This window comes from Halomonas sp. MCCC 1A11062, from assembly GCF_021404355.1.
GTDB classification, from domain to species: domain Bacteria; phylum Pseudomonadota; class Gammaproteobacteria; order Pseudomonadales; family Halomonadaceae; genus Halomonas; species Halomonas aerodenitrificans.
Genome location: NZ_JABFTW010000002.1, coordinates 335,833 through 348,585, shown reverse-complemented (window position 1 = coordinate 348,585; position 12,753 = coordinate 335,833). Strand labels below are relative to the sequence as shown.

The 12,753-nt window shown below is 64.7% G+C and carries 9 protein-coding genes; 8 read left to right on the top strand and 1 reads right to left on the bottom strand.

The window, feature by feature from the left end:
• Positions 1-15: 15 nt before the first annotated feature.
• Entirely contained in the window at positions 16-1,422 is a 1,407-nt protein-coding gene (locus HOP58_RS04075; protein WP_010627076.1) for a PLP-dependent aminotransferase family protein, read from the bottom strand.
• 214 nt (positions 1,423-1,636) lie between these two features.
• Between HOP58_RS04075 and doeA the strand changes: the two genes are divergently transcribed.
• From doeA to HOP58_RS04035, 8 genes are all read left to right on the top strand, one after another.
• Positions 1,637-2,836, top strand: a complete 1,200-nt coding sequence (gene doeA / locus HOP58_RS04070) for an ectoine hydrolase DoeA (RefSeq protein ID WP_010627077.1) — start codon at positions 1,637-1,639, stop codon at positions 2,834-2,836.
• Between the two features lie 31 nt (positions 2,837-2,867).
• Positions 2,868-3,881: a N(2)-acetyl-L-2,4-diaminobutanoate deacetylase DoeB gene (doeB, locus tag HOP58_RS04065; protein WP_010627078.1), complete on the top strand. Its 1,014-nt coding sequence runs from the start codon at positions 2,868-2,870 to the stop codon at positions 3,879-3,881.
• 47 nt (positions 3,882-3,928) lie between these two features.
• Positions 3,929-4,405: an Lrp/AsnC family transcriptional regulator gene (locus HOP58_RS04060; RefSeq protein WP_010627079.1), complete on the top strand. Its 477-nt coding sequence runs from the start codon at positions 3,929-3,931 to the stop codon at positions 4,403-4,405.
• Between the two features lie 196 nt (positions 4,406-4,601).
• Entirely contained in the window at positions 4,602-5,471 is an 870-nt protein-coding gene (locus HOP58_RS04055; protein ID WP_010627080.1) for a carbon-nitrogen hydrolase family protein, read from the top strand.
• Positions 5,472-5,620: 149 nt separating this feature from the next.
• Entirely contained in the window at positions 5,621-7,093 is a 1,473-nt protein-coding gene (locus tag HOP58_RS04050) for a biotin carboxylase (RefSeq protein WP_010627081.1), read from the top strand.
• Positions 7,090-8,118, top strand: a complete 1,029-nt coding sequence (locus HOP58_RS04045; RefSeq protein ID WP_010627082.1) for a C45 family peptidase — start codon at positions 7,090-7,092, stop codon at positions 8,116-8,118. The genes HOP58_RS04050 and HOP58_RS04045 overlap by 4 nt, the downstream gene beginning before the upstream one ends.
• 67 nt (positions 8,119-8,185) lie before the next feature.
• On the top strand, positions 8,186-10,963 hold the full coding sequence (locus HOP58_RS04040; RefSeq protein WP_010627083.1) for an aminotransferase class I/II-fold pyridoxal phosphate-dependent enzyme: 2,778 nt from the start codon (positions 8,186-8,188) through the stop codon (positions 10,961-10,963).
• Between the two features lie 190 nt (positions 10,964-11,153).
• Entirely contained in the window at positions 11,154-12,653 is a 1,500-nt protein-coding gene (locus tag HOP58_RS04035; RefSeq protein WP_234259635.1) for an NAD-dependent succinate-semialdehyde dehydrogenase, read from the top strand.
• Positions 12,654-12,753: the final 100 nt, after the last annotated feature.

Sequence of the window (12,753 nt, the reverse complement as noted above, 5' to 3'; positions counted from 1 at the left end):
TCGGTAGACGATCTCTCAGTACACGATCTGCATCATGGGCGGCGGCGCCTCGTCGAGCAGCACGGCCAAGCGCTTGAGCCCCTCTTCCAGGCGGGCAATGTCCTGCTCGGCACCCAGGCTCACCCGGATGCGCCTGGGCGGCGGAGTCTGCTCCACCATGAACGGCACCGCCGTGGTGATCGCCAGCCCCTCCTGCTCCGCCTGCTGCTGCAATTCCTCGGCGCGCCAGGCGTCGGGCAGCGAAATCCAAACGTGCAGGCTGGTGGGGCGCGACTCCAGCGCATGATGGCCGAGCAGGCGCTGGGCAAGCTGCTGGCGCTCGCCCAGCAGGCTACGCTGTTCGGCGGCCAGGGTCTCGACGGTGCCATCGGCAAGCCAGCGGTCGGCGATCTCGAAGATCAGCGGCGTTGCCATCCAGGTGGTCGCACGCATGCGCGGCAGCACATGGTGCAGCTGGCCGCGCGGCACGGTGAGGTAGCCGGCACGCAGCCCCGGCACGGTGACCTTGGTCAGGCTGGTGACGTGGAAGCTCAGCTGCGGAATGCGTGCCGCGACGGGGGTTAATCCCGGGGCTTCCAGCAGCGCATGCACGTCGTCCTCGATCAGCCAAACCCGGTGCCGCGCCAGCACCTCGGCCACGGCGTCGCGGCGCGCCTCGCTCATGGTCGCCCCGGTGGGATTGAGCTGGGTCGGGGTCAGGTAGAGCGCGCGCGGCTTGAAGCGCTGGCAGGCCAGCTCAAGCGCTTCCGGCACGATGCCCTCGTGGTCGATGGCGATGCCGCGCAACTGGAAGCCCAGCGTGCGCGAGAGCGCGATCAGGCCGTGATCGGTCAGTGCTTCGGTCAGCACCAGGTCGCCGTGCTGCACCACGCTGGAAATCGCCAGCATCAGGCCGTGGGCGGCGCCGTTGCAGAGAATGCGGTCGTCCATCTCGCCGGGTACGTGCAGGCGCGATTGCAGCCAGGCGCTGGCGCGCTCGCGCTGATGCGTGAGGCCGGCGATGGGGCGGCAGGCGCCGATCACGTCGGGGCTGGCCAGCTCGGCCAGCTCGGCCAGGGTATGGCGAAAGCGCAGATGATGGCTCGGCGGGCATACCGGGTGGGCGATCGACAGATCGATCAGCGGATTCTCCTGACGTGCTTCGTGGCCACGCAGATAGGCCGACTCCTTGGCATCGTCCAGCGCGTTGATCCAGGTGCCGCTGCCCACCCGGGCCTGCACCAGCCCCATTCTCTCCGCCTGAGCATAGGCGCGCGAGACGGTCTGGACGCTGACCCCCAGGCTCTCGGCCAGTTGGCGGTGAGGCGGCAGCCGGGTACCGGGCACCAGCTCCCCCTGACGCACCGCTTCCGAGAGAGCACGAGCGATGGCCAGGTACTTGGGGCCCGTATCCGTCAGGTACGGGGTCAGATCAATCGTCATGATTCAATAAAGCCTTTGACCGCCAGCCAAGGGGGGATGCTACTATCAGCTTAGCGGCATTGAACTGGGATTGTCATGTTTTCCGTCAAAATCGATCATGACAATTTTGGGCCGGTCCTTTCACCCCTGACCGCGATGACCGACTATCCGATGGCCCGGCCTTCTTCATGTAGCGGAGAGGGCCGGTTCTTGGTGATTTTATGGCGAGTGGCCCATGACTCAGGTATCCCTGTCCTTCACTCGTGAGGAATATGCCAGCCGGCTATGGAAGGTGCGGGCCGAAATGGCCAGTCGAGGGATCGACGTGCTGGTGATCAGCGATCCGTCCAACATGGCCTGGCTGACGGGCTATGATGGCTGGTCCTTCTACGTGCACCAGTGCGTGCTGGTGGGGCTGGAGGGCGAACCGGTGTGGTACGGCCGGCGCATGGACGCCAACGGGGCGCTGCGCACCTGCTGGATCGATCCGGACAACATCACCTACTACCCTGACTACTACGTCCAGAATCCGGACATGCACCCCATGGATTACCTGGCCCAGTCGATCATGCCCGATCGCGGCTGGCATCAGGGCGTGGTGGGGCTGGAGATGGACAACTACTACTTTTCAGCCAAGGCCTACCAGAGTCTGCTGCGCGAACTGCCCCATGCACGCTTCATGGATGCCAACTCGCTGGTCAACTGGTGCCGTGCGATCAAGTCGCCCCAGGAGATTGCCTACATGCGGGTGGCGGGCAAGATCGTCGAGGGTATGCACTCACGCATTCTGGAGGTGATCGAGCCCGGCCTGCCCAAGAGCAAGCTGGTCTCGGAGATCTACCGTGTCGGTATCGAGGGCTGGGTCGACGAGAACGGCAAGGTGCACGGCGGTGACTACCCCGCCATCGTGCCCATGCTGCCCACCGGCAAGGATGCGGCGGCGCCCCATCTGACCTGGGACGACACGCCGTTCCGCAAGGGGGAAGGGACCTTCTTCGAGATTGCCGGGGTGTTCAAGCGTTACCATGCGCCCCTGTCACGCACGGTGTTTCTGGGCCGGCCGCCGCAGGATTTCGTGCGCGCCGAGTCGGCCCTGCTCGAGGGTATCGAGAACGGCCTGGCCGTGGCCAAGCCAGGCAATCGCACCGCCGACATCGCCATGGCCCTGGGTGCGGCGATGGACAAGTACGGCTTCGACCGCGGCGGCGCCCGCTGCGGCTACCCCATCGGCATCAGCTATCCGCCCGATTGGGGCGAGCGCACCATGAGCCTACGTCCCTCGGACGAGACCATTCTCGAACCGGGCATGACCTTCCACTTCATGCCGGGCCTGTGGCAGGACGACTGGGGGCTCGAGATAACCGAGAGCATTCTGATCACCGAGACCGGCTGCGAAGCGCTGGCCAATTTTCCGCGCCAGCTTTTCGTCAAGTAAGGCCAGCGTTCGTCAAGTCAAGGAGAGCAAGATGAGCAAGCGACCCAGCCCGATCAGCGCCACCGTGGACTTCGACGCCGACGGCGTCCAGCACGGCTTCCTCAAGCTGCCGATCTCCACCGACGAGTCGGCCTGGGGGGCGGTGATGATTCCGGTGACCGTGGTCAAGAACGGGGAGGGCCCCACGGCGCTGCTGACCGGTGGCAACCACGGTGACGAGTACGAGGGCATCACCGCGCTGATGAAGCTGTCGAGCTCGCTGCGTGCCGAGGACGTGAGCGGTCGCGTGATCATCGTGCCGATGATGAACATGCCGGCGGCCATGGCCGGCAAGCGCACCTCGCCGATGGATGGCGGCAACCTCAACCGCAGCTTTCCCGGCGACCCCGACGGCACGGTGACCGAGAAGATCGCCGACTACTTCACCCGGGTCATTACGCCGATGTGCGACGTAGTGCTCGACCTGCACTCCGGCGGTCGCACCCTGGACATCATTCCCTTCGGTGCCTCCCACGTGCTCGACGACCCCGAGCAGCAGCGCCAGGCCCTGGAGGGCGCCAAGGCGTTCGGTGCCCCCTACGCCATGATGATGTTCGAACTCGATGCCGCGGCGCTGTTCGATACCGCGGTGGAGAGTCAGGGCAAGGTCTTCGTCGCCACCGAGCTGGGCGGCGGCGGCACCTCGACCCCCGAGAGCCTGGCCCTCACCGAGCGCGGCGTGCGCAATTTCCTGATCTATTTCGGCCTGCTCCAGGGCGAGGTGGAGATGCCTGCCGAGCCGCAGATCTATCTCGATATGCCCGACGCCAGCTGCTACGTGCAGAGCGAACATACGGGTCTGCTCGAGCTGACCCTGGCGCTGGGCGACAGGGTGGAGAAGGGCCAGGTGATCGCCCGCGTTTACGACATGACCCGCAGCGGCGCGACGCCGGTCGAGTACCACGCCGGTCGCGACGGCATCCTGGCGGCGCGGCGCTTCCCCGCGCTGGTCAACATGGGCGACACCATTGCCGTGATCGCCGACGTCGTCGATACCCTCGGCTGATTCGTGCCGCTCTGCCAATGACAAGAGCAACATGACAAGAGAGAACGATGAAGCTCGATCGATACGACCTTAAGATTCTCGAGATCCTGTCCCGCGACGGACGCATCACCAAGTCGAAGCTGGCCGAGGCCATCAACCTCTCGGTCAGCCCGTGTTGGGAGCGGGTGCGGCGGCTGGAGAAGGCCGGCATCATCGAGGGTTACGCCGCACGCCTCAACCCCGATGCGCTGGTCAAGCGCACCCCGGTGTGGGTGCAGATCGAGCTCAAGCAGCACAATGCCGAGAGCTTCGCCCGCTTCGAGGCGCTGGTTCACGAAACCCCCGAGGTCACCGAATGCGTGGCCGTGGGCGGCGGGGTCGACTACCTGATGAAGGTCGAGGCCGACTCCGTCGATGCCTACCAGCGCCTGATCGACGCCTGGCTCACCTCGGATGTCGGCATCGAGCGTTATTTCACCTACATTGTGACCAAGGCGGTCAAACGTCCTGCACCGGGACTGGAGCGGGGCGACTTTCTCAGTTGATTTAGACTAGGGCCGCTGGCGGCGCGGCATCCAACGCGAACTCAACGTTGATACTCTGAGTAGAATCATGGCATAAGCTTAAAGCGAGAGTGAGCCTACGGCTCACTCAGCCGGGCGATCTTCCGGCATGTCATCGCGGTGCCGGACGAGTTGGTTAGCGCCCTGAGACAAGATCGCCTGACGTAGAGAGATGCCCATGTCCTACTTCACCATTGCCGGGGTGCAGATGCAGGCCCTGCATCACGGTGACAATACCGAGGCCATGCGCCACCGGGTCGACGCGCTGATGAGCCGCTTTCCCCAGGTGCAAATGGTTCTGTTCAGTGAGCTGATGCCGCTCGGCGCCTCGCCACACCACGCCCACCCGTTACCCAGCCATGTCGAGCAGTTCTTCTGCCAGCTCGCCGAGCAGTACCGTATTTGGCTGATTCCCGGATCCATGTTCGAACGTACCGAAAGCGGTATCTACAACACCCTGTCGGTGATCGATCCGAGTGGGCAGGTGGTGGCGCGTTACCGCAAGATGTTCCCCTTCCGCCCCTACGAGGCCGGCGTGGAGAGCGGCATGGAGTTCGTCGTCTTCGACGTGCCCAATGTCGGTCGTTTCGGTGTGTCGATCTGCTACGACATGTGGTTCCCCGAGACCACCCGGACCCTGGCAGCCATGGGCGCCGAGGTGATCCTCCACCCCACCATGACCGATACCATCGACCGCGATATCGAGCTTTCCATCGCCCGTGCCAACGCCGCGGTCAACCAGTGCTACTTCTTCGACATCAACGGCGCCGGCGCCCTCGGCAACGGTCGCTCCATCGTGGTGGGGCCTTCTGGCGACGTGATTCATCAAGCTGGCGGCGGCGAGGAGATCATGCCCATCGAGGTCGATTTCGGCCGGGTGCGGCGCGAGCGTGAAACCGGTTTGCGCGGCCTGGGTCAGCCGCTGAAGAGCTTCCGCGACCGCCAGGTGGATTTCTCGATCTACCGCTTCGAGCATGGCCCCTCGCCGTTTCTTGCCAGCCTGGGGCCGCTGGCCAAACCGCAACGCACCGATATAGAGGAGTACTGACCCTACAGGAGGTCGTCATGCGGGAGTTCCTGTTGCGCCTGATACAACTGTTGCAGCGGAGCTTCCCGCCACGCGGCTCCGCAACGGCATCGGTCGCCGGTACAGGCCGCGCCGATGCTATCCCTTCCGTCATCGTTGGAGCGAAAACAATGAACAAGATCAATAACATTGCCGACGTTCGCCGCCATTTTCGCAACAATAAGGAACCGGTCTACTTCATATCGGCGACCAACTTCAACCTGCTCGGTATCGGCGACTGGGTGGGCAATTTCCGCCACATCAACTACATCGACTGCTTCGACGGCCAGCAGCGCAACGTCTTCGTGCCCAAGGAGAAATTCCCGCGGGACTTCGAGAGCATCGAGGACATCAACAACTACCTGCTCGAGCACAAGGAGGTGATCGACTTCATCCAGTCGCGCGCCAGCGGCGACGATGCCGGGGTCGCCGCCTTCCTGATGTTCGACGAGCACACCGAGGAGATCTGCCGGCAGCTCGGTCTGCGGGTCGCCTTCCCACCGGCCGAGCTGCGCTCGCGCATGGACAACAAGATCGAGACGGTGCGGATCGGCAACAAGGCCGGGGTACCCAGCGTGCCCAACGTGCTGGCCAGGGTCGGCAGCTACCAGGAGCTGCTCGAGGTCAGCGGTGAGCTGGGCGACGACCTGGTGGTGCAGACCGCCTACGGCGACTCCGGCCACACCACCTTCTTCATCGCCAGCGAAGACGACTACTACAAGCACGCCGAGGAGATCGAGGCCGAGCCCGAGGTCAAGATCATGAAGCGCATCAATTGCCGTGGTTCGGCCATCGAGGCCTGCGCCACCCGCTGTGGCACCGTGGTGGGGCCGTTGATGACCGAACTGGTGGGTTTCAAGTCGTTGACCCCCTACAAGGGCGGCTGGTGCGGCAACGAGATGTTCGCTGGCGCCTTCAGCCAGGAGATCCGCGACAAGGCCCGCGAGTACACCTTCAAGTTCGGCGAGGCCCTGCGCGAAGAGGGCTACCGCGGCTACTTCGAGCTCGACTTCCTGATCGACATGGACAACGGCGAGGTTTACCTGGGCGAACTCAATCCTCGGGTCACCGGCGCCAGCTCGCTGACCAACGTGGCCGCTTTCGCCCACTCCGACATCCCGCTGTTCCTGTTCCATCTGCTGGAGTTCTCCGACGTCGAGTTCGATCTCGACATCGAGGAGATCAACGAGCGCTGGTCGCACCCCGACAGCGTCGACAGCTGGAGCCAACTGGTGATCAAGCACACCGACGAGAGCGTCGATCTGCTCACCCAGGCGCCACGCACCGGGGTGTGGACGCTGGGCGCTGACAGCCGCATGGCCTACGACCATTACAGCTACCACCCGCATGCCGCCGAGAATGAGCGCGAGGCCTTCTTCCTGCGCATCAGCGGACCGGGCGACTTCCGCTACGAGGGCGCCGACCTGGGCATCCTGATCACCCGGGGCCGTCTGATGGACGACGACTTCCAGCTCACCGAGCGGGCCAAGGCCTGGATCGAGGGCATTCGCGGGGAGTATGCCGGCCAGCCGCTGCAGGACCCGGCGGTGGAAGAGGTCGCCGTGAGTCACGCCATCGGCGGCGGCAACTTCAAGATCCTATGAACGGAGAAGTCGAGCGGCATCACCAGGCGCGGCGAGGGGAGATGGAGAAAGCGCTGGTCTTTCGTACCCTGCAGGAGGAGGTGCCGGGGCCCAAGTGGCGGTCTCTGTTCGACTACCACTGGCCAGCCTACGAGGCGTGGTACCTGGCCGAGGGGGAGCGTGAGCGGCCGGGTTACCTGAGCTGCTACAACGCCCTGCGTCGGCACATGCCGGAGCTGCTGGAGACCTACCGGGCGCTGTGCGAGCTGGCCGGTGGCGGCGATCTGGCGGCGCGTTTTCTCAGCCTCTACCAGCCGCCGCCGTACATCACCGGCTGTTCCCAGGCGGTGCTGGTGCGCGATGGCGCGCCGATACTGGCGCGCAACTACGACTACCCGCCGGAGCTGTGCGAGGGCAGCGTGCTGTACACCCGTTGGAACGGACGCGGCGTGATCGCCATGACCGACTGCCTGTGGGGCGTGCTGGATGGCATGAACGAGGCGGGCCTGGCCGTATCGCTGGCCTTCGGTGGACGCAAGGCGGTGGGCGAGGGCTTCGGCGCGCCGATCATCCTGCGCTATCTGCTGGAGTTCTGCGACAGCGTGCCTCAGGCCGCCGAGGTACTGGCCCGAGTGCCCAGCCATATGGCCTACAACATCACCCTGACCGATGCTGCGGGACGCTACGTCACGGCGATGATCGCTCCCGACCAGCGGGCCAGCATCCGCCGGGTGGCGGTGGCCACTAACCACCAGAAGAAGATCGAGTGGTACGCCCATGCGCTGGCCTCGGAAACCCTGATTCGCGAGCGCCAGCTGTCGATCCTGGTGGACGACCCGGCTACCAGCGAGGCGCGCCTGCTCGACGCCTTCGCCGCGCCGCCGCTGTTTCGTCGCGACTACGCACGCGGGCTTGGCACCATCTACACCGCCGCGTACTGGCCGCAGTCGGGGCGGGTCAGCTATCGCTGGCCGCAGCAGCGCCTGGAACTGGCCTTCGATCATTTTCCCGAACAGCAATTGCGGGTCCGTTACGGCCCGAGATAGTCGGCACTGTCGGCCGTGAGCTGGCGCTGAGAGAAAGACAACGAACAACGATGGAAAGGGTGTCGCCATGAACGAGAGCAGCCATACCGAAACGCCCTATACCGCGCTGGGCTTCTACCACAAGATCTCCCAGCTTCGCGCCGACACCTGGAATGCGCTCAAGCGCGACCTGGGGCAGTTGGTGCGGCTCAACGACGAGAGCCGTGCACGCAACCTGATCAAGGCGATCGACGTCAAGCTGACGCGGCTCGAGATCATCGAGGACTATCACGCCTTCCCCTCCAAGGAGGACTTCCGCCATCTCTGGGGGCTGTTCGACCGCGAGGAGTACGCGCTGCTGGAGAAGGTGGTCAAGCGGTTGGTGCGGGCGCTGATCAGCGAATCCTATCGGCGGCGTCATGTCGACCTCTCCGAAACCGATGCCAGTGCCGAGGATCTCGAGACCATGGATGCGCTGGCGCAGCTGCGCCATGGGCACCCGGCCTCCAACAGTTCGGCCCAGCCCTATTTCGAGCTGCTGATCGTCGACAACCTCTCGTCCCAGGAAGAGGAAGTGGTGCGCGAGGCGTTCCACAGCCTGCGCCGGCCCGAGGACCGCTTCGTCTACGACGTGGTCACCGTACGCAGCTTCGAGGACGCCCTGATCGCGGTGCTGGTCAACCCCAACATCCAGGCCTGCCTGATCCGCTACGAGTTTCCCTACAAGTCCAAGTACAACCTCAGTGCGCTGCGCAACTATCTGGAAGGCCTGTCGGAGAAGGAGCTGGAACACCAGACCGAGGCCGAACGCAGCATCCTGCTCAGCTCGATGATCCACGAGCTGCGTCCCGAGATCGACCAGTTCCTGGTCACCAGCGGCGACGTCGAGGCCACGGCGAGCCGCGACATCCGCCACTTCAACCGCATCTTCTATCGCGAAACCGACTACATCGAGCAGCACCATACCATCCTGCGTGCCATCGACAGCCGCTATCGCACGCCGTTCTTCGATGCCCTGCGCGAATACAGCAAGAAGCCCACCGGGGTGTTCCACGCCATGCCCATCTCGCGGGGCAAGTCGGTGACCCGCTCGCACTGGGCGGGGCACATGATCGATTTCTACGGCATCAACATCTTCCTTGCAGAGACCTCGGCCACCTCGGGCGGCCTCGATTCACTGCTGCAGCCCTATGGGCCGATCAAGAAGGCCCAGGAGTACGCCGCCCGGGCCTTCGGTGCGCGGCAGAGCTTCTTCGTCACCAACGGCACCTCGACGGCCAACAAGATCGTGGTGCAGGCGCTGGTCAAGCCCCGCGACATCGTGCTGATCGACCGCGACTGCCACAAGTCGCACCACTACGGCATGGTGCTGGCGGGCGCCCACGTCAGCTACCTGGACTCCTACCCGCTCAATGATTACTCGATGTACGGCGCGGTGCCGCTGCGCGAGATCAAGAAGACGCTGCTGGAGTACAAGCGCGCCGGCCAGCTCGACCGGGTCAAGATGTTGCTGCTGACCAACTGCACCTTCGACGGCGTGGTCTACAACGTGCGCCGGGTGATGGAGGAGTGCCTGGCGATCAAGCCCGACCTGGTGTTCCTGTGGGACGAGGCGTGGTTCGCCTTCGCCACCTTCAATCCCACCTATCGGCCGCGCACCGCCATGCACGCCGCGCGCACCCTGCGCGACCGCTACCGCAGCGAGGCCTACCGCGAGGAGTACGCGGCATGGAAGGCGGAGTTCGATACGCTCGACCCCGACGACGACGCCACCTGGCTCGAGCGCCGGCTGCTGCCCGATCCGGAGGCGGTGCGCATCCGCGCCTATGCCACCCACTCCACCCACAAGACCCTGACCTCGCTGCGCCAGGGCTCGATGATCCATGTCTGGGACCAGGACTTCCGTCAGAAGGTCGAGGCGCCGTTCCACGAGGCCTACATGACGCATACCTCCACCTCGCCCAACTATCAGATTGTGGCGTCGCTGGACGTCGGGCGCATGCAGGCCGAGATGGAGGGCTTCGAGCTGGTTCATGCCCAGGTAGAGGCGGCGCTGTCGCTACGCGAGCAGCTCTACACCCATCCGCAGCTGCAGAAGTACTTCCGGGTACTCAAGAACAGCGACATGGTGCCCGTCGAGTATCGTGAATCGGGGGTCGAGTCCTATTTCGACCCGGTGACCGGCTGGAACCAGATGGAGGAGGCCTGGGCGCGGGACGAGTTCGTGGTCGACCCCACCCGGGTGACCATTGCCATCGGCAACACTGGGGTCGACGGCGATGCCTTCAAGAACGAATACCTGATGAACAAATACGGCATTCAGATCAACAAGACCTCGCGCAACACCGTGCTGTTCATGACCAACATCGGTACGACTCGCGGCTCCATCGCCTACCTGCTCGACGTGTTGATCAAGCTGGCCAAGGAGTTCGAGTACCGCTGGGAGGAGAGCAGCCGGCCCGAGCGCAAGATCATCGAGCACCGGGTGCATTCGCTGACTCAGGAGCTGCCGCCGCTGCCCGACTTCAGCCGCTTCCACGACGCCTTCCGTCAGCGCAGCGAGACACCGGAGGGCGACATTCGCCGCGCCTACTTCTTGAGCTACGACGAGGAGAACACCGAGTATCTGCGCTTCGACAACGGCGAGCTCCAGGCCGAGATGCGTGCCGGTCGCGACGTGGTCTCGGCCAGCTTCGTGATTCCCTACCCGCCGGGCTTCCCGGTGCTGGTGCCGGGGCAGGTGGTCAGCGAGGAGATCCTTTATTTCCTGCAGGCGCTCGACGTCAAGGAGATCCACGGCTACCGGCCGGAGCTGGGCCTGATCGTATTTACCGAAGAGGCGCTGGCCGCGCCGCCGGAGACCTGAGTGCGGCGCGCAGAAAAAAACGCAACTTAGTCCGGGAGGACAAAAAAAAGCACACTTGCCCTGCGGGTTAACGAAAAGTCCCGCCCCGGGTTTGCCCTTACCCTGTACCCATCGAGCAGCCGCCGGCTGCTCTGCCGTTTTTGCCACAGCCGGCCCGTGAGCGAGGGGCCGGTGTCAGGGGAGGTGCCACATGAACATGAAGTTGACCAATACACTGTCCACCATGCTCGATGATCCGCGTCTGTTCCGTCAGCACGCCTATGTGAACGGCAAGTGGACCCACGGCGACGGCGGCCGTGAGGAGACGGTGTTCGACCCCGCCACCGGCGAGGTCATCGGCTACATCCCCTGGCTCGAATCGCACCAGATCCGCGAAGCGGTGGACGCCGCCGATGCCGCCTTCGTGCACTGGCGCGCGCTGCGTGCCGACGAGCGCGCCGAGCGGCTTATGGCCTGGCACGACCTGCTGCAGGCTCACCGCGAGGACCTCGCGATCATCATGACCCTGGAGCAGGGCAAGCCGCTGCCAGATGCCCGCGGCGAGGTGGAGTACGGCGCCAGCTTCGTGCGCTGGTTCGCCGAGGAGGGCAAGCGCACCTTCGGCGAGACCATTCCCAGCCACATCCCCAATGCCGCCCTGGGCACGCTCAAGGAGCCGGTGGGCATCGCCGCGCTGATCACGCCGTGGAACTTCCCGCTGGCGATGATCACCCGCAAGGCTGCCGCTGCCCTGGCCGCCGGCTGCAGCGTGGTGGTCAAGCCGGCCGGCGAGACGCCGTTCTCGGCGTTGGCCCTGGCCGAGCTGGCCGAGCGCGCCGGGATTCCGGCAGGGGTGTTCAACGTGGTACTGGGCGAGCCCGCCGAGGTTTCGAAAATTCTGTGTGCCGAAGAGCGGGTCAAGGCGCTATCCTTCACTGGTTCCACCCGGGTCGGCCGCTTGCTGCTCGAGCAGAGCGCCCAGACGGTGAAGCGCGTGTCGCTGGAGCTCGGCGGCAATGCACCATTCATCGTCGGCCCCGACATGGACCCCAAGGAGGCGGCCTTTGCCGCGGTGGCGGCCAAGTTCCAGACCGCGGGTCAAGACTGCCTGGCGGCCAACCGTATCCTGGTGCACGAGTCGATCCACGACGAGTTCGTCGAACACTTCGCCGAGCGCATGGCGGCATTGACCGTGGGCAACGGCATGGAGAGCGAGGTCGACCTGGGGCCGCTGATCCATCGCCAGGCGGTGGACAAGGCGGCGACCATCGTCGACGACGCCATCTCCCGCGGCGCGACCCTGGTGGCCGGCGATCAGACCCGGGCGCCGGGAGAGAACTTCTTCATGCCCGTGCTGCTCACCGGCGTGACGCCGCAGATGAAGGTATGGCGCGAGGAGAACTTCGCCCCGGTGGCCGGTGTGACCGCCTACCATGACGACGACGATGTGATCGAGATGGCCAACGACACCGAGTACGGCCTGGCGGCCTATGTCTACACCCACGACATCCGCCGCATCTGGAAGCTGCTGCGGGCGCTGGAGTACGGCATGGTCAGCGTCAACTCGGTGAAGATGACCGGTCCGCCGGTGCCTTTCGGCGGCGTCAAGCAGTCGGGGCTGGGCCGCGAGGGCGGCATCACCGGGATCGACGAATATCTCGAGACCAAGTATTACTGCCTGGGGGCTTTGGGCTCCGTATCGGGGAGCTGAAGCGAGAGGAGGCACCAGCGCATCCCATCTCGCGATGCCCAAGGGCGAAACCCTGACGCTGCGTTTGCGGCTTGCGCGTCGGACCGGATCAAGGTCCCTC

What these genes read in the sequence shown, in the direction of transcription:
- HOP58_RS04075 (WP_010627076.1), bottom strand. Translation starts at nt 1,422, where the DNA reads ATGACGATTGATCTGACCCCGTACCTGACGGATACGGGCCCCAAGTAC.
- doeA (WP_010627077.1), top strand. Translation starts at nt 1,637, where the DNA reads ATGACTCAGGTATCCCTGTCCTTCACTCGTGAGGAATATGCCAGCCGG.
- doeB (WP_010627078.1), top strand. Translation starts at nt 2,868, where the DNA reads ATGAGCAAGCGACCCAGCCCGATCAGCGCCACCGTGGACTTCGACGCC.
- HOP58_RS04060 (WP_010627079.1), top strand. Translation starts at nt 3,929, where the DNA reads ATGAAGCTCGATCGATACGACCTTAAGATTCTCGAGATCCTGTCCCGC.
- HOP58_RS04055 (WP_010627080.1), top strand. Translation starts at nt 4,602, where the DNA reads ATGTCCTACTTCACCATTGCCGGGGTGCAGATGCAGGCCCTGCATCAC.
- HOP58_RS04050 (WP_010627081.1), top strand. Translation starts at nt 5,621, where the DNA reads ATGAACAAGATCAATAACATTGCCGACGTTCGCCGCCATTTTCGCAAC.
- HOP58_RS04045 (WP_010627082.1), top strand. Translation starts at nt 7,090, where the DNA reads ATGAACGGAGAAGTCGAGCGGCATCACCAGGCGCGGCGAGGGGAGATG.
- HOP58_RS04040 (WP_010627083.1), top strand. Translation starts at nt 8,186, where the DNA reads ATGAACGAGAGCAGCCATACCGAAACGCCCTATACCGCGCTGGGCTTC.
- HOP58_RS04035 (WP_234259635.1), top strand. Translation starts at nt 11,154, where the DNA reads ATGAACATGAAGTTGACCAATACACTGTCCACCATGCTCGATGATCCG.